Source organism: Nafulsella turpanensis ZLM-10 (assembly GCF_000346615.1).
Taxonomy (GTDB): Bacteria; Bacteroidota; Bacteroidia; order Cytophagales; family Cyclobacteriaceae; genus Nafulsella; species Nafulsella turpanensis.
Genome location: NZ_ANNU01000023.1, coordinates 81,780 through 104,427, shown reverse-complemented (window position 1 = coordinate 104,427; position 22,648 = coordinate 81,780). Strand labels below are relative to the sequence as shown.

13 protein-coding genes are annotated in these 22,648 nt (G+C 46.3%); 7 read left to right on the top strand and 6 right to left on the bottom strand.

Annotation, left to right across the window (positions count from 1 at the left end; genetic code table 11):
- The first annotated feature begins 12 nt into the window (after positions 1-12).
- Positions 13-2,781: a malto-oligosyltrehalose synthase gene (gene treY, locus F752_RS0110620; protein ID WP_152425104.1), complete on the top strand. Its 2,769-nt coding sequence runs from the start codon at positions 13-15 to the stop codon at positions 2,779-2,781.
- Entirely contained in the window at positions 2,778-4,304 is a 1,527-nt protein-coding gene (gene malQ / locus F752_RS0110615; protein ID WP_017731718.1) for a 4-alpha-glucanotransferase, read from the top strand. The genes treY and malQ overlap by 4 nt, the downstream gene beginning before the upstream one ends.
- A 55-nt stretch (positions 4,305-4,359) precedes the next feature.
- On the opposite strand, the gene F752_RS0110610 is transcribed toward malQ, so the two are convergent.
- The 5 genes from F752_RS0110610 to F752_RS0110590 form a co-directional block, all read right to left on the bottom strand.
- Entirely contained in the window at positions 4,360-5,322 is a 963-nt protein-coding gene (locus F752_RS0110610; protein ID WP_017731717.1) for a sterol desaturase family protein, read from the bottom strand.
- Positions 5,323-5,406: 84 nt separating this feature from the next.
- On the bottom strand, positions 5,407-7,491 hold the full coding sequence (gene glgB / locus F752_RS0110605; protein WP_017731716.1) for a 1,4-alpha-glucan branching protein GlgB: 2,085 nt from the start codon (positions 7,489-7,491) through the stop codon (positions 5,407-5,409).
- Between the two features lie 11 nt (positions 7,492-7,502).
- On the bottom strand, positions 7,503-10,829 hold the full coding sequence (gene treS / locus F752_RS0110600) for a maltose alpha-D-glucosyltransferase (protein ID WP_017731715.1): 3,327 nt from the start codon (positions 10,827-10,829) through the stop codon (positions 7,503-7,505).
- A gap of 25 nt (positions 10,830-10,854) precedes the next feature.
- The gene (locus F752_RS23895; protein WP_051049889.1) at positions 10,855-12,864 is read right to left on the bottom strand and encodes an alpha-1,4-glucan--maltose-1-phosphate maltosyltransferase; all 2,010 of its coding nucleotides are present in this window, start codon (positions 12,862-12,864) and stop codon (positions 10,855-10,857) included.
- Positions 12,865-12,949: 85 nt separating this feature from the next.
- On the bottom strand, positions 12,950-13,246 hold the full coding sequence (locus F752_RS0110590; RefSeq protein ID WP_017731713.1) for an HNH endonuclease: 297 nt from the start codon (positions 13,244-13,246) through the stop codon (positions 12,950-12,952).
- Positions 13,247-13,524: 278 nt separating this feature from the next.
- Between F752_RS0110590 and F752_RS0110580 the strand changes: the two genes are divergently transcribed.
- The 4 genes from F752_RS0110580 (at position 13,525) to F752_RS0110565 (ending at position 19,979) form a co-directional block, all read left to right on the top strand.
- A complete protein-coding gene (locus tag F752_RS0110580) occupies positions 13,525-15,966 on the top strand; it encodes a glycoside hydrolase family 31 protein (protein WP_174293627.1) in 2,442 nt (813 codons plus the stop codon).
- Between the two features lie 58 nt (positions 15,967-16,024).
- Positions 16,025-16,306: a DUF427 domain-containing protein gene (locus F752_RS0110575; protein ID WP_017731710.1), complete on the top strand. Its 282-nt coding sequence runs from the start codon at positions 16,025-16,027 to the stop codon at positions 16,304-16,306.
- A 257-nt stretch (positions 16,307-16,563) separates the two neighbouring features.
- On the top strand, positions 16,564-18,456 hold the full coding sequence (serA, locus tag F752_RS0110570) for a phosphoglycerate dehydrogenase (protein WP_017731709.1): 1,893 nt from the start codon (positions 16,564-16,566) through the stop codon (positions 18,454-18,456).
- Positions 18,457-18,560: 104 nt separating this feature from the next.
- Positions 18,561-19,979, top strand: coding sequence for a Glu/Leu/Phe/Val family dehydrogenase (locus F752_RS0110565; RefSeq protein WP_017731708.1), 1,419 nt, complete (start codon positions 18,561-18,563; stop codon positions 19,977-19,979).
- Between the two features lie 60 nt (positions 19,980-20,039).
- On the opposite strand, the gene F752_RS0110560 is transcribed toward F752_RS0110565, so the two are convergent.
- On the bottom strand, positions 20,040-20,888 hold the full coding sequence (locus F752_RS0110560; protein WP_152425103.1) for a serine hydrolase domain-containing protein: 849 nt from the start codon (positions 20,886-20,888) through the stop codon (positions 20,040-20,042).
- A 629-nt stretch (positions 20,889-21,517) separates the two neighbouring features.
- On the opposite strand from F752_RS0110560, the gene F752_RS0110555 reads away from it, so the two are divergent.
- Positions 21,518-22,606 carry an aminotransferase class V-fold PLP-dependent enzyme gene (locus F752_RS0110555; RefSeq protein WP_017731706.1) on the top strand — a complete coding sequence of 363 codons (1,089 nt, stop codon included), beginning with the start codon at positions 21,518-21,520 and terminating at the stop codon, positions 22,604-22,606.
- The last annotated feature ends 42 nt before the right edge of the window (positions 22,607-22,648 follow it).

Here is a 22,648-nt window from a genome sequence, read left to right as displayed (position 1 = left end):
CAGGCTTCCCGTGTGCGCCACTTTTTCCTTAAGCCAAACATGGTGGTGAAAGACTTCATTTCAAGGCCATTTTTTAAAGATTTAAAACAGCAAAAGCAGATGGTATATACCCCTACTGCCACTTACCGGCTCCAGCTCTCGCATGAATTTAATTTCAGTCAGCTGGAAAAAATTATACCCTATCTTGGAAGGTTAGGAATTTCCACCCTATACTTTGCCCCGGTTTTTACGGCCAGAGAAGGGAGTACCCATGGCTATGATGTAACCGATCCGCATCAGTTAAATCCCGCTATAGGCGATACGGAGCAATGGAAAAGAATCCACCAGCTGCTGCAGGAAAAAGGAATGGGTTGCCTGCAGGATATCGTTCCTAATCATATGGCTTACGATAGCCGCAACCGATGGCTGATGGATGTACTGGAAAAAGGGCCGAACTCTCCCTACTTCAACCATTTCGACCTTTGGAACGATATAAGAGGTGAAGAACCGTTTATGACCCCCTTCCTGGGAGATACCCTGGAAAACTGCCTGAAAAATAAAGAAATCAAAATCCTTTTTCAGGGAACCCGCTGTTATGTTTCATATTACGACAACCTCTACCCTCTTAGCCTTCCCGCCTATTCCTTACTGCTGGAAAATGCAGAATGGCATGAGGCGGAGCAGTTACAGTTATTAGCAAAAGACCTGCAAAAGAATGGTGCCCCTGCCAAGGTGCAGGACTTTATAGCATCGCTGGAAAAATCGGCAGCTACCGTGCAAAATTTGCTGGAGAAAGTAAATAATGACCCTGCTGCACTGAAAAAAATACTGGATGCACAATACTACAGGCTCTGCTGGTGGAAGGAAACTGAAAAGAAGATCAATTACCGGAGATTCTTTACCGTAAATGATCTTATCTGCCTGAACATACAACTACCGGAGGTTTTTAATGATTACCACCGGCATATAAAAGAGCTGATTGAAAAAGGCTATATCCAGGGACTCAGGGTAGACCATATCGACGGACTGTACAATCCGGCAAAATACCTGGAGGATCTTCGAAAGCTAGCCGGTCCGGATGTATACCTGCTGATTGAAAAAATTCTTGAACAGGAGGAAACCATCGACGCAGACTGGCCAATTGAGGGCACCACTGGTTACGATTTTCTCTCGCAGCTTAATGCCCTTTTCGTTTATCCTGCCGCAGAACCAACCTTTACCCAATTGTACAAAAGCTTTAGTACCGAACAAGAATGGGAAGAGCTGGTATGGAATAATAAAAAACTAATTCTACAGCACCGGATGAAGGGCGAACTTCATAACCTGCTAAGCCTGTATCACCAGTTAGGCCTGCACACTATTAAAATAAGCAAAGAAGAGGCAGAAGAAGCGCTTTCCTGCCTGCTCCTCTCCTTCCCTGTTTACCGTACTTATTTCAGTAATTTTCCTGTTACTGAAACAGATAAGAAAGTACTGGAAAGAACTTTTGCCAAAGCAGAAAAGAAGGTAAGCGAAGCAGCAAAACCAGCGCTCCGCCATTTAAAAGAGATTTTCTCGCCGGAAGCAACAGGAAATAAGGATGAAGAACGTCTCCGGTTTATCAGAAGAGTCCAACAAATTAGCGGTCCGCTGGAAGCCAAAGGACTGGAGGATACCACCTTTTACATTTACAATCGCCTTGCCTCCCTAAATGAGGTCGGGGGTCAGCCACAACACTTTGGCCTGGAACTTTCCCTCTTTCACCAGAAGATGAAAGAGCGACAGGAAAATCTCCCGCTTACCCTTAACAGCACCGCCACCCACGATACTAAAAGAGGCGAAGATGCCCGCCAGCGACTCAATGCCCTCACCGAAATAGCGGAATACTGGCAAAAAACTGCCCTGGAATGGCACCAGCAAAACCAGCAGAAAAAGCGTAATATCGACGGAAAGGCAGCACCGGAGCCAAACGATGAATATTTCATTTACCAGAGTCTCCTGGCCTTTTATCCTGCCGAAGGAGAGCACGACCAGCGCTTCCTGGACAGAATGGACCAATACCTGGAGAAAGCACTCCGGGAGGGAAAGCGAAATAGTAACTGGTCCAGTCCAAACACGGCTTATGAAGAAGCATGCCGGAATTTTATAAGGGCCCTGCTTGGCGATACAACCTTCATGAACAGCTTTTTACCCCTTTCAGGAATTCTTGCCCGCACCGGACTGTATAAAAGCCTGAGCCAGGTACTGATAAAAATGTTCGCTCCCGGCATACCCGATGTATACCAGGGTACAGAACTGCCCGACCTGAGCATGGTAGACCCTGACAATCGCAGAGCAGTGAATTATACGGTCCGCGATCAGTTTCTCCAGCAGATATTAGAGGCCGGAGAACAGGAAGAAAAGGAGCTGCGAACCGCAAAGCTAAAAGAACTGACAGACGGCAAAATAAAGCTTTACCTCACCCATAAATGTCTTCAGTTCCGGCAACAACACCCCGACCTTTTTGCAAAGGGAACTTACCATCCGGTTCAGGTAGAAGGGAAACATAAAGATAAAGTCCTGGCCTTTACCCGGACTTTTGAAGAGCAGTATTGTCTCGTTCTTGCACCGCTTTACCCGTCCTTGGTGGCCGGTGGTATGACTTATTTTCCCACCCGGAATGATTGGGAGGATACAAGGCTTTTGCTGAACCCAGCTGAGCTGCCAAAACAATGGAAAAATTCAATAAGTGGCAAAACTCACCAGCTAAATGATGAATACCTTACGATAGGAGAACTCCTGAGCGATTTTCCTGTGGCCTTTCTTAAAGGAGGTGCAAAATGAACCACAACAGAAGCGCAGGAATATTACTGCACATAAGTTCCCTTCCCTCTCCTTTTGGTATAGGCGATTTAGGACCGGAAAGTTATGCTTTTGCGGACTTCCTGCAAAAGTCAGGCTTAACATACTGGCAAATTCTCCCACTGAGTCCTACAGAAGAAAGCAGCGGCCACTCCCCCTATAGCGGGCTTTCTGCTTTTGCCGGAAATATCCTGCTCATTAGTCCGGAGCATTTGGTTGAAGAGGGCCTGCTACAGACCACTGATTTACCTGAAGAGGAGAAAGCTTCGGATCAGGTTGATTTTTCACGTGCGACTGCCATTAAAACGGACCTGCTGCAGCGTAGCTGGCAATATTTCAAGGAAGGAGCTTCACCTGATCTTCAGAATGAGTTCAAAACCTTCTGTAAAAAAGAAAATGAATGGCTGCAAGATTACAGCCTCTACGCAGCGCTAAAAAAGCACTTCGGCATAAAAAGCTGGACTGACTGGCCCGAAGAGGTAAGGCTCAGAAAAAAAGAAGCCCTCCAGCAGTTACAGCAACAACTGGAAGGAGAAACCGAGCAGGAGAAATATTTCCAGTTCCTGTTCTACAAACAATGGTTCAGGCTAAAGAATTACTGCAACGAAAGAGGCATTAAAATTTTTGGCGATATACCTTTTTACGTTGGTTACGACAGTTCCGATGTTTGGTCTCACCCCGACCTGTTTAAGCTGGACGACCAACTGGAAATGGAAGTTGTTTCCGGAGTACCGCCAGATTACTTCAGCGAAACTGGTCAGCTATGGAGAACACCAGTTTTTAAATGGAGGGAGCGAAAAAAAGAAGTACATCACTGGTGGGTCCGGAGGATTAAGCATTCTCTTTATATTTACGACCTGCTCAGGCTCGATCATTTCAGGGCTTTCTCGGCTTTTTGGGAGGTACCGGCAACAGAAGAAACAGCCATTAACGGCTACTGGGTAGAAGGACCCGGCGAGGACCTTTTCCGGAAGCTCGAAAAAGAAATTCCTGACCTCCCCCTGATTGCCGAAGACCTTGGAGAAATTGACCAGCCGGTAAGGGACCTGATGGAGCAGTTTAAATTACCTGGTATGCGCGTTCTTCAGTTTGCTTTCGGGGACGAGCCGGGGCATAACCCCTATGCCCCACATAATCATATTCCCCATTGCCTGGTTTATACCGGCACGCACGACAACAATACTGTGCGAGGTTGGTATGATAAAGCGTCTGCTAAAGAAAAGCAGCAACTGGCGAAGTATAGCGGTCGAAGGATTCAGCCGCAAAAGGTACAGGAAGTAATGATACAAATGGCCATGAGTTCGGTCGCTTATATTGCGGTAGTTCCCATGCAGGACTTCCTCGGCCTTGGAGAAGAAGGCATTATGAACCGGCCTTCTACTGCAACCGGCAACTGGAAATGGCGAATGCAAAAAGGAGAAGCTAATCCTCTTCTGGCCAAAAATATTGCCCGTTTATGCAGGCTTTATGGCCGGGAGAGAAAAGAAGAAAAATCGAAAAAGTAAGAATAAAAAAAACGCTCCTCATTTGAGGAGCGTTTTACATTTTGCTACTACGGGCCTAAACACTCACCTTCTTAACGGGCTGTGCCTCCGCAGTAATCTCTTTCTCTTTTACCCCATCTGCATTTTCTACAGGAAGCTTTATTTCTTTTGCTGCAGGAGGTGTTACCACCTCTACACCAGGACCTTTGGATAATACCTGGAAGAACTGCTTAGGTGATTTTGCATAACGTAAATCCCGGCAAATATCTATTACTTCGTGAAACACCAGGTAAATAGGGTTATAGGAGTTTACAGGTTTGGTAATGCCGTAATTTGGTTTCTCTACCTCAGGCTCGAACGTACCGAATATCCTGTCCCAGATGATAAAAGTGGATCCGTAGTTCTTATCAATATACTGGGGATTGGTAGCGTGGTGGACCCTGTGGTGCGAAGGCGTAACAAAGAAAAACTCAAACCAGGCCGGCATTTTACGGATAAGCTCAGTATGAATCCAGAACTGGTATACCACTGCAACCTGGTGGCAGATAAAGAAAACCAAGGGGTGAAAGCCCATTAAAACCACCGGTAAAAAGAAAATGATTTTAATCTGCTGTATCCAGGATAAGCGAAAGCCTACGGAAAAGTTATACTGTTTGGAGCTGTGGTGTGTAACATGGGTCGCCCACCAGAACCGATGCTCATGTCCTACTTTATGCGCCCAGTACCGGCATAAATCCAGCACAAAAAAACAGGCAATAAACGACCACCAGGTGGGTGGAATACTCCAGGGCACCATGTTGTACACGAACAATACTACAGCAAAAGTAGCAGCCTTTGTTAGTGCATTAAAGAAAACATTTACAAGACCAATGGTGGTGGCGGCAGCAAAATCTTTTGGGTCATAAAGCTTCTGCTGTTTACGGATACCAATATACCACTCAAGGGCAACAAAAATAAAAAAGAAAGGAGCGCAATATAAAATGATTGGAGGCAGGTCCATCTGCATGACCTCTTCCAGGGTAAGGGGATTGTCTTTCATAAAAAAGATTAATGGTATTATATTCCCTCTTGCTGCTCTCCTGAACAGCAAGAGGGGGTATTTCAAAAATGGCTGAACGGGAAGTTACAACCTTTTTGGGGATTTTGAAAATTGAAGGATGCTGACGGCCAGTGGTGGAAGCGTCATGGAAATGGATTGATCCTTCCCATGGTTTTGCACTTCCTGGGTCTCTAATGCCTCACTGTTTAACACGCCGCTACCTCCCCAAACTGTATCGTCTGAATTAAATATCTCCTGGTATACACCTGCAGCCGGCACTCCAATAGAATAATTTTCACGCACTACCGGGGTAAAATTACACACCACCACCAGGTGCTCTCCCTTAGCATCTTTTCTGATAAAGCTGATGACAGAATTAGCTGAGTCATTGGTATCGATCCATTCAAAGCCCTCCTGTACAAACTGCTGATCGTATAGAGGTGAATAATTCCGGTAGATTTCATTCAGCCGTTTTACCATCAGGCGCATTCCCAAATGATTGTTGTATTCCAGCAGGTGCCAGTCAAGGCTGCTGTCATGGTTCCATTCCCGGGGCTGTGCTATTTCACCTCCCATAAAAATAAGCTTAGTTCCCGGGTGGGTGTACATGAAGGAGAATAAGGTACGGAGGTTGGCAAAGCGCTGCCAGTCATCGCCCGGCATTTTTGATAAAAGAGATCCTTTTCCATGTACTACCTCATCGTGAGAGAGCGGCAGCATAAAGTTTTCGGAAAAGGCATAGTAAAGGCTAAAGGTAATATCATTCTGGTGGTGCTGACGGTACACAGGTTCCCGCTGGAAATAGGTAAGTGCATCGTGCATCCAGCCCATCATCCATTTCTGCCCAAAGCCCAGTCCGCCTGCATAAGTAGGCCGCGATACCATAGGCCAGGAGGTAGATTCCTCGGCGATGGTTTGCACATCCGGAAACTTCTGGTACACCGCTTCATTAAACTCCTTCATAAACTGAATGGCTTCCAGATTTTCATTTCCACCATGTTCATTTGGTATCCACTCCCCTTGCTTCCTGGAGTAGTCGAGGTAAAGCATAGAGGCCACGGCATCTACCCTTAAACCATCGATGTGGTACATATCGAGCCAGAAGAGGGCACTACTAATCAGGAAAGATTTTACCTCATTTCGGCCATAGTTAAAGATGTAGCTATTCCAGTCCGGGTGAAAACCTTTACGCGGGTCGGCATGCTCATATAAATGGGTTCCATCGAAGTATACCAGGCCGTGCTCATCGCTTGGAAAGTGCGAAGGAACATAATCAAGAATGACTCCTATTCCCGCTTTATGAAATTCATTAATGAGGTACATAAAATCCTGCGGTGTTCCAAAACGACTGGTGGGGGCAAAATACCCCGTTACCTGGTAACCCCAGGAGCCACCAAAGGGATGCTCCATAACCGGCAGGAATTCTACATGGGTAAATTCCATATCCTTTACATAACCTACCAGCTTATCTGCCATTTCGCGATACGTCAGGGAGCGGTTGTCTTCCTCGGGCACCCGCATCCACGAAGCCAGGTGCACCTCATAAACAGACATGGGCTGAGACTGACCTGCTTTCTTTTCGCGGCTGTTCAGGTAGCGCTTATCTGACCACTTATATTCCAGGTCGGTAACTACAGAAGCTGTTTGCGGCGGCACCTCGGTACGATAAGCATAAGGGTCCGCTTTTTCTACCTCATATCCATTATTGGAACGAATGAAATATTTATATACTTCGCCAGGTCCTAAATCGGGTATAAACAGCTCCCAGATACCGGAGCTATCCAGGCGTGCATACATTGGGTGGCTGTTCCGGTCCCAACCATTGAAGTGGCCTATTACAGAAACATTTTGGGCATTGGGTGCCCAAACGGCAAAAACCACCCCTTTCTGGCCCTGCCATTCCCGCACATGGGCGCCCAGTTTCTTATAGAGGCTGAAATGACGCCCTTCACGAAATAAATGGATGTCAAAATCCGTCAGCAAACTCCAGCTGTCGTTATTCTGCACCTTTTCGGTAGGTTTACGTGCGGTGGTTTTAGCTGCAGGTTTTTCCGCCTTTGTTTTGGTGGCTGCTCTTTTAACCGTTGTTTTATCGGCTGCCTTACTGGTAGTCGATTTTTTACGGGTTTTTTCCTGCTTTTTATCTGTATTGTTTGTTTCTTCTGCCATATCAGGTAGGTTTATTTTTCAGATTTTTCCATGATATACTTTATCCCTCTCAATGGTATAAGCACCCAATCGGGCCTGTTGTTTAATTCATAGCCCAATTCATAGATAGCTTTTTCCAGCAGATAGGTGTTCAGCATCAGCTCCTGGTCTCCTTCATCTTCCGGTACAAGGCCCTCTCCGTTTAGCTCATCGAGGTAAGCTTTCAGGTAAAAACCGGCATTATAATGGTACCACTGCTCAGCCCATCCTTCCAGCTGTTCTTCTTCTTCAGGCCGAAGGGTATCGAACTGCTGCAAAGCGCCATAAGCCGCATAATGCAGTGAACGAAGCATACCAGCTACATCGCGCAGTGGCGAACGGCGAAGACGGCGTTCGCTAAAGGAGCGGGCCGGTTCTCCTTCAAAATCAATAATAAAGAAGTCTTTTCCGGTAAAGAGCACCTGCCCAAGATGGTAATCGCCATGGGCCCGAATTTTAAGGGCATCTATTTTATGGTCGTAAATCATCTTCAGCCTGTTCAGTACCTCCTGCCGCATGTTCAAAATTTCAACTGCCTCGCTCTGCACATGCTCTGGCAGCTTTTTAAGGGTGGAGGATAGCGTGTCGAAGCTGTTTCGGGTAAGGGACTGCAGGGAGGAATAAAGGGAGCGCTGGTAGTGCAGCGAGAACTCTTCATCTCCAAAATCATGGGTGTTGGTGGGCGCTGCCAGAGCCTTATGCATTTGGGCAGTTCTTCTACCTAACAAGTCTATTCGCTCCAGATATGGACCACCAATTATATTTGCCAGAGATTCAGGTACTTTCTCAAGAGATACTGGCTTTAGCAGGCTGCCTTTTAAAGGCGGGAGTTTCTTTTTATCTTCTCCTTTTGCCTGCACCCGCTCAAAATACTGCTTCAGTACATCCAGCATATAGGTCCAGGCGTCGCCCTGGTTCTCCACAGCTTCCTGCACCATGCCCATTACCATTGGCTTGCTTCCCTCCCTCTTTATTTCTACAGAACCCATAAAGCGGGGCGTGTATTCAAAGCCGGCTTCTTCGGTAAGGTAGCGGGTAATTTCCAGATCCGGATTTAGGGTGGTATCCAGCTTTCTGTAGAGCTTCATAAAATACCTGCCATTGAAAATCATGGAAGTATTACTCTGCTCTGCACTTAGTATTTTAGAGTTAATTTCTTCCTTTTTATAGAAGTCTTTTACTTCTTTTACAGCCGAAGCACGGAAGAGGGGCATCTCGTCAGTGGACTGACTGCCGCTACTCATTTCGTGCATTAAAAAGTGGCGGAAAGAAGGGCAGTAAACAGCATCGTATAGAACCACTTCTTCGCCTCCGAGCTGAATCCTTCCCAACAGTCCTTTTGTCTGTTCATTTCTGCTATCTTCTGCTTCGGCAGCAGTACAATAGGTTACCGGTATCTGGTACATCTCCGGCAGCCCTTCGTTATAGCTTACCTCCAGCACAAACCAGTAAAATGGTGTCTCCTGGTGGGTAAACGATAACTGCTCAACCACTTCGACACTTACCACTGTTCTGGCTTTACCGCCAAACCAGCGGGCCCGTAACATGGAAGGGCGAATAATTTTATTTACCAGCTTATTCCTCAGTTTGCTTTCCTGAAGGCTTTCCCAGTTATCGGCTGTAAGTATGGATTTCTGCAGGCGATTATCATCCGATTCCTTCTCAGCTTCTTTCTCCAGCAGGAACCAGTAATATCCATGGGGTCCGACCGTAAATACCGAAGGAGCTTCTGTTATCTGAGGGAATTTATTATGGCTAAAGACCTCCACAGGTGTGTAGCCGGCAAAATCGGCCATATCAATTTCCGCGGCCTGTGAGTAGCGCGATAAGTTGGCTACCACCAGAATTGCTTCATCCTCATACTCTCTTACAAAAGCCAGAATTTTAGGATTCTTGGGAGAAAGGAAGCGGATGCTGCCACGCCCAAATACCTTATAGTGGTTCCGCATAGCGATTACCCGCTTCATCCACCAGAGCAGGGAGTTGGAATTACGCTGCTGCACTTCCACATTTACTGATTCGTACTGGTACTCAGGGTCAAGAATTACCGGCAGGTACAGTTTTTGAGGATTCGCCCCTGAGAAACCGGCATTGCGGTCGGCATTCCACTGCATGGGGGTTCGCACCCCGTCGCGGTCGCCCAGGTAGTAGTTATCGCCCATGCCTATTTCATCCCCATAATAAAGAACCGGAGTACCTGGCATGGAGAAGAGCAATACATTCATCAGCTCTATCTTCCTCCGATCATTCTCGAGCAGCGGGGCCAGACGGTGCCGGATGCCCAGATTTATCTTTGCCTGTGGGTCTTTAGCATACATGCGATACATATAATCGCGCTCCTCATCGGTTACCATTTCAAGCGTAAGCTCATCATGGTTCCGCAGGAACATTCCCCACTGGCAGTTTTCCGGAATTTCCGGCGTCTGCTCCAGTATATCGATAATCGGATGTCGATCCTCCATCTTCACGCTCATAAACATGCGCGGCATAATGGGGAAGTGATAGTTCATATGACACTCATCACCCTCTCCAAAATAAGCGGCAGAGTCTTCTGGCCACATGTTTGCCTCGGCTAACAGCAGTTTACCTTCGTACTTGCTGTCGACATGCTTGCGTAGTTTTTTTAGGAATTGATGGGTTTCGGGCAGGTTTTCGCAATTGGTTCCTTCCCGCTCGAAAAGATAAGGGACTGCATCGAGCCGGAAGCCATCAACACCCATATCGAACCAGTAATCCAACATTTTGAACACCTCTTCCTGCACGGCAGGATTATCGTAATTCAGGTCGGGCTGATGATGGAAAAAGCGGTGCCAGTAATACTGCTCTGCCACCGGGTCCCAGGTCCAGTTGCTGGGTTCGTAGTCGGTAAAGATAATACGGGTATCGCTGTACTTATTAGGGTCGTCGCTCCAAACATAAAACTCCCGTTCCGGTGAGCCTTTGGGAGCTCTGCGGGCCCGCTGGAACCATGGGTGCTGGTCGGAGGTGTGGTTAATAACCAGTTCTGTAATGACTTTTAGGTTTCGGGCATGCGCCTCCTTTAAAAACCGTTTAAAGTCGTTGATGGTACCATAGTTGGGGTTAATGCTGTAGTAATCCGCAATATCATAGCCATCGTCGCGCAGGGGCGAAGGATAAAATGGCAGGAGCCAGATGGCGGATACACCTAGGTCTTCCAGGTAATCCAGCTTTTCCAGCAGACCTTTAAAATCGCCTATACCGTCGCCATTACTGTCTCTGAAGGCTTTGATGTGCAGTTCGTAAATGATGGCATCTTTGTACCAGTGCAGCTTGTCGTCGAGTCCTTGTTTATCTCTCATATTCCCATCAATGGGTTAAAAATTACTATTCAGAATAAAAATTATTAGTGTTAGCTTTTTGCCCCGGTCCTTCAGCCTGTTCAAATTCAAGACGGAACACATGAGCCGGTACCCCCTGCGGATTGAGCTCCACGTAATTCCACTCCTTTTGCCAGTGGTAAGAATGCCCGCTGAACAGGTCGTGGACCCTGTAATTTGCTTCGGTGGATAAACCAAGATCCACCAGCGGTACTTTTACCCAGCCCGACTGCTTCCATTGAAAATCAAGATTTACCACCACTAAAACAATATTATCTGTATGAGGGCTTTTCTTTACAAAAGCAAAAAGGTTAGGGTTATCAGTATCTGTCAGGATAATATTATTGGTATACTGCAGGGCGTCGTTTTCTTTCCGGATACGATTAATACGCGTTATAGCATCCCTGATAGGTGTCTGGGCTTCCCAGTCCCAATTCTTTATTTCATATTTTTCATTGTCGATATACTCTTCCTTGGCAGGCATAGGCTGTGTCATACCAAACTCATATACCGGACCGTACATGCCCCAGTTTCCTGAAAGTGTGGCAGCCAGGAGCATGCGCACAATATGGGCAGGCTGGCCACCCTTGGTTAGGTGCGGCGGGAGTATATCAGGAGTGTTGGGCCAGAAGTTGGGCCGGAAGAAGTCTTTGAGAGGTGCCGTAGTCAGCTCACCCATGTATTCTTTTAGCTCCTCCTGCGATATACGCCAGGTAAAGTAGGTATAGGACTGGGTAAAGCCAATTTTTGCCAGGCGATCCATAACCCGCGGACGGGTAAAAGCCTCCGCCAGGAAGATGATTTCAGGATGCTTTCTTCTTACCTCTCCTATCATCCACTCCCAGAAATGGAATGGTTTGGTGTGCGGATTATCTACCCTGAAAATTTTTACTCCTTTGTCGATCCAGAAATCGATAATACTTTTTAATTCCTTCCAGAGATTTTGCCAATCGTCATTTTCAAAGTTAATCGGCAACACATCCTGGTATTTTTTAGGTGGGTTTTCGGCATACTGAACGGTGCCGTCGGGTCGCCATTTAAACCACTGCGGATGCTCCTTTACATAAGGATGATCGGGCGCACATTGTAAGGCATAATCTAGTGCTACTTCCAGCCCCTGCCGGTTTGCTTCCTGCACAAAGTCCACAAAGTCGTCCATCGTACCCAGCTCCGGATGAATGCTTTTATGGCCTCCTTCCCTGCTTCCGATGGCCCATGGAGAACCAACATCGCCTGGCTGGGCTACAGTAGCATTGTTACGGCCCTTGCGATGTTCTTCGCCTATTGGGTGAATGGGCGGAAGATACACCACATCGAAACCCATTTCTGCAATTCGAGGTAGTATTTCCTTACTCGTCTGGAAGTTTCCATGCTGGCCTGGTTCTCTGGAGGTAGAGCGAGGAAAAAACTCATACCAGGCACTGAAGCGGGCCCGCTCCCGCTCTACATCGAGCAGCAAAAGAGGTTCATACTGGCTGATGTCTGGATTATTATAATGGGAAGCAAACATCAGTTCGCTCAGTTCCTCATCGAAGGCCGCAGTTACCCCGGCAGCAGGAGCATCAATAGCGGCAAACTCTTTTATTTTCTTCTGAAGCCTTTTGGCCTGGGGCCCTGAAAGTCTTGATAAGCCCTCTTCCATTAGCTGAACCCCAATCTGCAGTTCGACCTCCACAGGCTGGTTGGCTTCAAACTTCTTTTTTAAACCAGACTTCCAGCTGGCAAAATGGTCGACCCAGCCCTGAATGGTAAATTCCCACATACCTACTGTATCGGGAGTAAAAGTTGCGGCATATACATCATTGCCCAAGGGTTCCATCAGGCTTTCCTGCCATTTCCGCTTTCCCTGCTGCCGATACAGCAGTTTTGCCCGGATTAAATCATGGCCGTCGCTAAAGACATCGGCGGTTACTGTACAAGGTTCATTCTCAGTTCTTTTTGCCGGATATTTCCCTCCATCTACCTGCGGAGCAATATGCTCAATAACGACTCTTTTTCTGCCTTCGTAATTTTTCATATAAAAAATGTTCTTTGGGCTAAAATTCTTCTCTTCCCCTTTATAACTAATGTTGACTAAATTGTTCCTGAATTCCACTTGCCGCTTAGGAGCGGCTTCTTTTATTACTTACTTTTTCAATGCCCCTTCTTCGAATCCAGTTCAGGTATTTTTCCATTCGTGGGGCCTGCTGCAGGGCGGCAACGGAATTAAACAGCCCGGCAAGCTCGGTATTAGAAAAAGTATAGTGGATGGTGGAGTGGCAGGGCTGGCATAAAGGAACAGTTTCGCCATGCTTTCCTCCTTTCTGCTTAGGTACCAAATGATGCATACTTACCAAGCGAACAAAGCGCTCGCAAAGGGCACATTGTTTTTCGCTCTTCTCTTTACCGCCAGGCCTCATTTTTTTACTTTTTCCTTACAAGAGTAACATAAAAAGCCATTTGCTGTTTTTACAACAATAATGATCAGGCAACAATAAAAAAATGCATAAAACCCGACCCCGGCTAAGGATGCTTATTAAAAAAAACAGCACTAAAAAATTCAAAAATCAAAGTATGCACTTAAATTAGACCAAAGTCTTCAGTTTCAAAACTATAAGTCTGATAAATCAATAATTCTAATTAATTCCTTTTTGTTCTTAATCATCACTTTACCCTTAATTATAATCGCCTTTTGCATATGAACAATATCAATCTGCCGCATGGCAACTACATGGAAAATTTTGAGGATTCTCAAAAGAGCAAGAATTTTCCGGGAGCAGTGCTAAACTGGCAGCAAACTGAAAACATCATTCACTTCTTTTGCAAAGATACCACCCTTCAACTCACCGTAATCAGCGATAAAATCATCCGGTTCCGTTACGCCAATTATGGAATTTTTGAAAACGATTTTAGCTATGCCATCGATAATGGTTTTAATCCACCCTTAAAAAAGTTAGAAGTAACCGAAGCAGGTGAAGAAATTCTGATAGCGACTCAGGAATTGAATGTTTATATTCATAAGCAAACCCTTGGGTCCAGAATAACCAATAAAAACGGACTTTCTATTCTGGAAGATGAGTTAGGTTACCACTGGCAAAAGCACAGCCACTACTCGGGTAATATCGTAATGTGCACCAAGAAAATGAACAGCGGCGAGCAGTTCCATGGCCTTGGCGACAAACCCTGTGCTTTACAAATGCGCGGCAGGCGACATAGTTTGTGGGGGTCCGATACGTATGCCTATGGGCCTAATACGGATCCTATTTATAAGAACATTCCTTTTTACATCGGCCTGCACCATAAGGTAGCCTATGGAATTTTCCTCGATAACACCTTCCGTACCTGGTTCGATTTTGGAGCAGAAAGGCAAAATGCCTTTAGCTTCTGGGCGCAGGGAGGGGAAATGAATTACTATTTCATTTATGGTCCGCAGGCCCTTGAGGTATCGGAAACCTACACCAATATGACCGGCCGTCCGGAGCTTCCACCGCTCTGGTCCCTGGGTTATCAGCAAAGTAAGTGGAGCTACTATCCTGAAACCGTTGTTAGGGAGCTGGCAAGCGAATTCCGGAAGCGTAAAATCCCCTGCGATGTTATTCACCTCGACATCGATTATATGGATGGCTTCCGCTGCTTTACCTGGAACAAGGATTACTTCCCTAACCCGCCAGCCATGCTAAAAGATTTACAGAAGGATGGTTTTAAACCGGTTTGTATCATTGACCCGGGGATCAAAATCGATCCGGCTTATGAGGTTTATAAAGAAGGGCTGGCAAAAGATTATTTCTGCCGCACGGCCGATGGACCTCTATTCCGGGGCAGCGTTTGGCCTGGCATCTGCAACTTTCCCGATTATACCAGACCTGATGTGCGGGAGTGGTGGCGCGACCTATTCAAAGAACTGATTGGCCAGGGAATTTGTGGTGTCTGGAATGACATGAATGAGCCGGCAGTATTTGAAGAAGGAACCTTCCCTGCCGATATCCGCCACGATTTCGATGGAAACCCCTGCAGCCACCGCAAAGCGCACAACATCTATGGAATGCAGATGAGCCGCGCCACTTACGAAGGGGTGAAGAAATTCACCTATCCGAAGCGTCCCTTTACCCTCACCCGCTCCACCTATAGCGGCGGACAACGCTATGCTGCCGGCTGGACGGGCGACAACGTTGCCTCATGGGAGCATTTAACAGTGGCTAACGTTCAGTGCCAGCGCCTGAGCATATCCGGCTTCTCCTTTATTGGATCGGATGTTGGCGGATTCGTGGAAAGCCCGTCCGGGGAGCTTTATGCCCGCTGGATTCAGCTGGCCATATTCCACCCCTTCCTCCGCACCCACTCCAGCGGCGACCACGGGGCACAGGAACCATGGTCGTTCGGCCCTGAAATAGAATCGATTGTGCGGGAAGCGCTGGAGTTTCGTTACCGCCTGCTCCCCTACATGTATTCGGTTTTCTGGCAATATGTTACTCATGGCACCCCTATGCTGCGCCCGCTCTTTATGCTCGACCAGCGCGACCCGGATACTTATTACCGCCAGGATGAATTTGCCCTCGGCGACCACCTCCTTACCTGCCCTGTTACCCAACCGGAAAGTACAGGCAGGTGGATGTACCTCCCACATGGCGAGTGGTATTCCTTCTGGGACGATAAACGCTACAGCACCCTTGGCGAAGAAATATGGGCAGAGGTAAGCACCCGCACCTTCCCGCTCTTTGTTAAAAGCGGTACTGTATTACCTCTTGGGCCTGCCATGCAGTTTGTGGGCGAAGTAGAACCAGAGAGCCTGGAGCTCCATGCCTACTATACCACCGCTTATCTTGAAAGCACCTTGTATGAAGATGCCGGGGATGGCTATGACTATGAAAAAGGTGAAAGCAATGTGGTAACCTTTATCATGAGCGGCGAAAGCGAAGATGATGTGCTCGTGCTCCAGCAAAACAGGGAAGGTAACTTTAGCCCAAGCTATAAGGAGTACCATATTGTTTTCCATGGCCTCACCTATACGCCTGCGCAAATTTTGCTGGACGGTCAAGAGGTAAAAGGAGAAAATAATGGAAAAACAATTACCATTAAAGCACCTTTCGACTTTAAAGAAATACAGTTGCCCACCAGTAAAAAGAAGGGAAAGCCAGAATAACAAACGGGAACAAATAAGAGTATTGGTGGTTTAATGCATATGACCAAAAAAACATGCCATGAAAGCTATCTGGAACGGCAAAGTGATTGCCGAAAGTGAGCGGACTCTTGAAATAGAAGGAAACCGCTATTTCCCTGCCTCATCGGTCAAAGACGAATTTTTGAAAGAAAGCTCAACCACCACTACCTGCCCATGGAAGGGAGAAGCCCACTACTATCATTTAGAAGTGGATGGTGCAGAAAACAAGGATGCAGCCTGGTATTACCCTAATCCTAAAGAAAAGGCCCGCGAAATAAAAGGCATGATTGCCTTCTGGAAGGGAGTGCAGGTACAGGAGTAGTCCCTTCTACTGGCGAAGAGAAGTGTCAACATTTAAAGTCTTTCAGAGGGAATTTCCCTTCTGAAAGACTTTTTTATTAAGGTGGAGTCACCACCTGCCAGAAAATGCAGCAACATAACTTCCTGATGGTTACATGGGTTTATGAATCAGGAAATTACCACCGTTTCCTGAAATAAAAGCCAGGAATCTGCTTTCCCCCTAATCAAATATCTTTTAAATTACCCTTAATATTTTTTTAAAGCCAAAGCTCTTTTTGCATGGAAAACGACAAATACTTTGTCATTGATTTTGACAGCACTTTTACAAAAGTTGAGGCACTCGATGTGTTAGCCGAAATTTCACTCCAGCATCACCCGGAACAACCCCAACGAATTCAGAAGGTAAAGGAAATTACAGATGCCGGAATGGATGGGAGCCTTTCTGTAAAAGAATCGCTCGAACAGCGGTTAAGCCTGCTGGAAGCAAAAAAAGAACATATCGATGCGCTAGTAGAAAGGCTGAAAAACGAAGTGAGTGAATCTTTTAAACGGAACCGGGATTTTATACAGGCATGGAACAAACAGATATACATCGTTTCCAATGGCTTCCGTGATTTTATAGAACCTGTAGTTGCTCCCTATGGAATCAGGCCGGACCACATCTTTGCCAACAGCTTTATATATGACAAGGAAGGAAATATAACCGGCTTTGATCTGGAAAATGCCTTGGCAGGCAATAATGGTAAAGTAGCACAACTTAAAAAACTTGAACTGGAAGGCGATGTATATGTGATTGGCGATGGCTATACCGATTATGAAATAAAAGCAGCGGGTTTGGCCAACCGTTTTTACGCCTTCACCGAAAATGTAGAGCGAAACAGCATTGTCGATAAAGCCGATCATATTACTCCAAGCCTGGATGAAGTCCTGTTTCTAAACAAACTCAGCAGGGCTTACTCCTATCCAAAACACCGCATTAAAGTACTTCTCCTCGAAAGCATCCATCCACTTGCAGAGAAACTACTCAGGCAGGAAGGCTACAGCCTTGAAGTTCACCCAGGTGGGCTAGACGAACATGAACTATGCGAGCGCATTAAAGGAGTCTCCATATTAGGCATCCGCAGTAAAACGCAGGTCACCAAAAAAGTGCTGAAACATGCCAATAAACTCATTGCCGTTGGAGCCTTCTGCATTGGCACAAACCAGATTGACCTGGAATCCTGCAGCAGCCGGGGCATTGCTGTCTTCAATGCCCCCTTCAGCAACACCCGCTCAGTGGTAGAACTGGCCATCGGTGAAATTATTATGCTTATCCGGAACCTGCCAGACAAATCCCACAAGATGCATGAGGGGCAATGGGATAAATCAGCCAGAAACAGCTTTGAAATCCGCGGAAAAAAACTCGGAATCATCGGTTATGGCAATATCGGTTCGCAACTCAGTGTCCTTTCCGAAAACCTGGGTATGGATGTTTACTATTATGATGTAGTGGAAAAGCTGGCGCTGGGAAATGCTTCCAAGTGCAGCTCCCTGGAGGAGTTACTGAAGAAAGCGGACATCATCAGCCTGCATGTAGATGGGCGGAAGGAAAACCGAAACATGATTGGCTCTCATGAATTTGCCCTAATGAAAGAAGGAGTTATTTTCCTGAACCTGAGCCGGGGCCATGTCGTAGATATTGCCGCCTTAAAAGCGGCTATTGAATCAGGCAAAGTAACCGGCGCAGGCGTAGATGTGTTTCCTGAAGAACCTAAAACCAATGATGAGCCTTTTATGTCAGAACTGAAGGGGCTTCCAAACACGCTCCTGAGTCCTCACATCGGTGGCAGCACCCTGGAAGCACAGGAAAACATTGCACAGTTCGTGCCTGGCAAAATCATCGATTACATCAATACGGGTAGCACCACCAACAGCGTTAATTTTCCAAACTTACAACTCCCAAGGCTTGAAAATGCGCACCGCCTCATCCATATCCACCACAACACGCCAGGTATACTCGCAGGCATAAACAATGTGTTAGCCGGACACCAAATCAATATCAATGGCCAGTATCTTAAAACTAATGAGCATATTGGTTATGTAATAACAGATATTGATAAGCAGTACAGCCAGGATGTTATCCGGGATCTGAAGAGCATCAAGAATACCATAAAATTCAGGGTGCTGTATTGAAATTTATCTCCAAAGGAAAGAAAAAGCCCTTACTGACAAACAGTAGGGGCTTTTTTTCATTATAAATTGTACAGAAACTTATTTTTCAAACAAGAATCATTCCTATGGCGACCGATCCCAATTACAGCTTCTACGAAGATGTTAACCAGTTTGTAGATAAGGCTGCCAAACATACCGAACACCCGGCAGGGCTTATTCAGCAAATAAAATCATGTAACAGCATTTATAAGTTCAACTTTCCTATTAAAATGGAAGATGGAACTTACCAGGTACTGGAAGGGTATAGAGTGCAGCATTCTCAGCATAAGCAACCCACCAAGGGAGGTATTCGTTTCGCAGAAACTGTAAATGAAGACGAGGTAAAAGCCCTTGCAGCTCTCATGACCTACAAATGCGCCCTGGCAAATGTACCTTTTGGCGGAGCTAAAGGTGGGGTAAGAATTAATGTCCGGAATTATAGTGTGGACATGCTCGAAAAAATAACCCGACGCTATACCTCAGAGCTCATCAGAAAGAACTTTATTGGTCCCGCCATCGATGTTCCGGCACCCGATTATGGTACCGGCGCCCGCGAAATGGCATGGATTGCCGATACCTACTCTACTTTTAATCCTGGCCAGGTAAATTCAAATGGCTGTGTAACCGGTAAACCTCTCACCCAAAGCGGGGTTAGAGGCCGCACCGAAGCTACCGGCATGGGGCTGATGTTTGGCTTACGTCAGGCCGTAAGTTACAAAGAGGATATGGACGAACTGGGCTTAACGACCGGCCTGGAAGGCAAAAGAGTAATCGTTCAGGGCTTTGGCAATGTTGGTTACTACAGCGCCAAGGCTTTACAGGATGAAGGCGCGCTTATTATAGGCATTGCCGAATACGAGGGAGGTGTTTATGATGAAAATGGCCTGGATGTGGAAGACCTGTTCCGCCACCGGCGCGAAACAAAGAGCATTCTTAATTATAAAAATGCAAAGAATGTTGAAAACTCTAATGAGCTGCTGGAATATGAGTGCGATATTTTAGTACCGGCCGCCCTCGAAAACCAGATTACAGGAGAAAATGCACCCCGCATAAAAGCCAAAATTGTGGGAGAAGGTGCCAATGGACCCGTAACACCCGATGCGGAAAACATCCTGCTGGAGAAGGGTGTAATGGTCATTCCGGATATGTACCTGAATTCCGGCGGGGTAACTGTTTCCTACTTTGAGTGGCTTAAAAACCTTTCAAGAGTATCCTTCGGTAAAATGGACAAGCGCTGGGAAGAGATGAACAATCTGCGCATGGTTCAGGCCATAGAGCAGGCGACTAACACCACCTTATCAGAAAACATCCGGAAAACCCTTGTTCGCGGTGCCGACGAACGAGACCTGGTAATGTCGGGACTGGAAGAAACCATGGTTAACTCTTACCAGCATGTAAGAGATATGCTCAAGAGAAAGAACCTAAAATCCATGCGCACGGCAGCCATGATTGTTGCCATCAACAGAATTGCCATCAGCTACCTCGATTTAGGCATTTTCCCTTGATGAATGAGCCTCCCCTCTGGCATGAAAAGCCAGAATAAGCCTGCTTCCTTGGGAGCAGGCTTATTCTGGTTTTAAGGCAGGAATAACCTGTTCAGCAATAAGGTTAAAGTATTCCGTAACCGGTTTATCAAAATTACCTATAAGTAAAAGCCCCCCATTCAGGTCAGGCACAAATACCAGAAGGTAATGTTCTCCCTTAGAGTAGAACAGAGCATACTGCCGGCCCTCAGACAGCAGGCGATGCTGCCACCAGCCATAGCGGAAGCGGCCTTGTGCATTTTCATCATAGGCTTTTTCCTGCAGGCGAAGGACCCATTTATCCTGGAAAATTTCATTCCCCTGCCAGCGTCCCTGCTGCGCATAAAGTGCCGCCAGCTTTAGCATATCTCTGGGTATAAGTTCAATTTCATCTCCATCCCAGCGATACCTGTCAATAACTAAAGGCTCAAAGAGATTTCCTTCGGCAAAAAAGCTTAATGGCTCATTGGTTTTTGCCTCCAGCCACTGCATCACTGCAAGGTAATTTGCCGGGCAGTAATAGTAATCGTCGCCATGAGCTTTGCTTGCCACATCCTGGAAAGTCTGTTGCTGAGGTCGGCAAAGGAGATCTGCTCGCATTTTGAGCAACTGCTGGAGGGCAACAGAAGTGTCTGGAACCGTTTGCCTTCCTGCATAAACAGATGAGGATAAACTAACCATATGTTGTTGCAGTCCATCCGCTTCGGCTTCAAAAATAGCAGTAAGGGTGGCAATCATCAGGAGGCGATTTTCGCCAATCGGAAGCAGGGAATCCGCCAGCAAAGGGTCTGTGTATTCTTCGAGAACAAGTTTTCCTCCCTGGCTCAACAGCACCCCGGAAATCCCGAGGGAAGGGTCCCCTTCAATGCGGTTCACCAGTTCTTCCGCCATATTTTCCTGTTTAAGGCTAGCTATTTCCCAGCCGTCGGACTTTTGCGGAGGTTTCCTGTACAAATAATCTCCCGTTACGGGAGGAGCAGCTTGTTCCTGCGGCTCTTCTTCTGGAGAAGAACAGGCCCAGGAGCATAAAATTAAAAAGAAAAAAAGGATAAAATGACGGGATATAAAAGCAGAGTATAACACTTTAAAAGAGTCCTTTAATGGAGAAACAAAAATCCCCACAACAGGCCAGGGTAAGGGTTTTATCAAACCTCCTATAAGACACGTTTTGAGCTGCCCGACCGAGGCAACTATCCACTGTTAACATTTCCACCGTAGTGGGAATGACCCTGGCTAAACCAGGGTTGAGGTCCAGTTTTTCCGGCAGGCTTCACTCGTTATTTAGTAATTGTTAGGTTTGAAAAACGAGCCTGACCTGTGTGAGGAATATTTTTATGAGCTTTACAGCGCTACAATCTCTATTCTTGTACGATTGTCCAACAAAATTAGTTCAAATAATTTAGACTGAAAACCAGATGCCTCTTTTATATATCAAAGGTTTTCAGATACTTGCCGGGGTCACCAACAATTGCCCTTGGAGAGGGTTGGACTGATAACGAATTATCCCTTTACTATTGTTTATGAGTAGAAAGCTTTATTTTACCGCCGGGCCATCGGCCTTATATTTCACGGCTGAGGAACATCTTAAAAATGCGTTGAGAGAACAAATTCCGTCGCTTTCTCATCGGAGCATTGACTTCCAGAATATTTACCGTAAAGCAGCCGGTAACCTCCGGGAGCTCCTGGGAATACCAGAAGATTACTATGTCCTTTTTTTAAGCTCCGGTACCGAAGCATGGGAACGACTCCTGCAAAACTGTGTAACAGAAAGGTCATGCCATATGGTAAACGGCGCTTTTAGCCAACGCTTTGCCGAAACTGCCCAGGCTCTTCAAATAAAGACTGAAATATTTAACGCACAGCCGGGAAGCTGCAGCAAACCTGAGGAACTGATTCTCCCGGACAATACTGAATTTATTGCCCTTACCCACAACGAAACCAGCACCGGGGCTATGCAGCCGGCAGGCGATATCGCAGCTATTCGAAAAGCCTTTCCAGACACCCTGCTGGCGGTTGATGTGGTTTCCTCCGCTCCTTACCTTACTTTTCCAGTAAGCTTGGTCGACAGCCTGTTTTTTTCCGTGCAAAAAGGATTTGGCCTTCCTGCCGGCCTGGGAGTTTGGGTTGTAAATGAACGCTGTCTTCGCAAAACAGAGCAGAAACAGGATGAAGGTTTCTCCATCGGCTCTTACCACAGTTTACCCAACCTTGTTGCCCATTCGGTAAAATACCAAACACCCGAAACTCCCAATGTGCTCGATGTTTATTTACTGGCACAGGTAACAGAAGACATGAACCTTAAAGGCATTGGACAGATTAAGCAGGAAACAAATTACAAAGCTGCCGTTCTGTACCAGGCAATTGAACAATGTAACTATTTGCAGCCTTTTGTAAGGAATAAAGAGTGCCAGTCAAAAACAACCATTGTTGCTGAATTACAGAAAGATATGGACCATAAAAGGCTCCTGGATTACCTGGCCGGTAAAAATATGGAAGTAAGTACAGGCTACGGCGAATATAAGAACCAACATATTAGAATTGCCAATTTTCCTACGCATTCTAAAGAGCAGATTGAAATGTTAGCCGACGCCTTATTGGCCTATCCATAAGAAGTAGTAAAAATCCTGTTTTTATGCAGGATAGAAATTGAA

Coding starts and splice junctions, on each gene's coding strand:
- malQ (WP_017731718.1), top strand. CDS start 2,778: ATGAACCACAACAGAAGCGCAGGAATATTACTGCACATAAGTTCCCTT.
- F752_RS0110610 (WP_017731717.1), bottom strand. CDS start 5,322: ATGAAAGACAATCCCCTTACCCTGGAAGAGGTCATGCAGATGGACCTG.
- glgB (WP_017731716.1), bottom strand. CDS start 7,491: ATGGCAGAAGAAACAAACAATACAGATAAAAAGCAGGAAAAAACCCGT.
- treS (WP_017731715.1), bottom strand. CDS start 10,829: ATGAGAGATAAACAAGGACTCGACGACAAGCTGCACTGGTACAAAGAT.
- F752_RS23895 (WP_051049889.1), bottom strand. CDS start 12,864: ATGAAAAATTACGAAGGCAGAAAAAGAGTCGTTATTGAGCATATTGCT.
- F752_RS0110590 (WP_017731713.1), bottom strand. CDS start 13,246: ATGAGGCCTGGCGGTAAAGAGAAGAGCGAAAAACAATGTGCCCTTTGC.
- F752_RS0110580 (WP_174293627.1), top strand. CDS start 13,525: ATGAACAATATCAATCTGCCGCATGGCAACTACATGGAAAATTTTGAG.
- F752_RS0110575 (WP_017731710.1), top strand. CDS start 16,025: ATGAAAGCTATCTGGAACGGCAAAGTGATTGCCGAAAGTGAGCGGACT.
- serA (WP_017731709.1), top strand. CDS start 16,564: ATGGAAAACGACAAATACTTTGTCATTGATTTTGACAGCACTTTTACA.
- F752_RS0110565 (WP_017731708.1), top strand. CDS start 18,561: ATGGCGACCGATCCCAATTACAGCTTCTACGAAGATGTTAACCAGTTT.
- F752_RS0110560 (WP_152425103.1), bottom strand. CDS start 20,888: ATGGCGGAAGAACTGGTGAACCGCATTGAAGGGGACCCTTCCCTCGGG.
- F752_RS0110555 (WP_017731706.1), top strand. CDS start 21,518: ATGAGTAGAAAGCTTTATTTTACCGCCGGGCCATCGGCCTTATATTTC.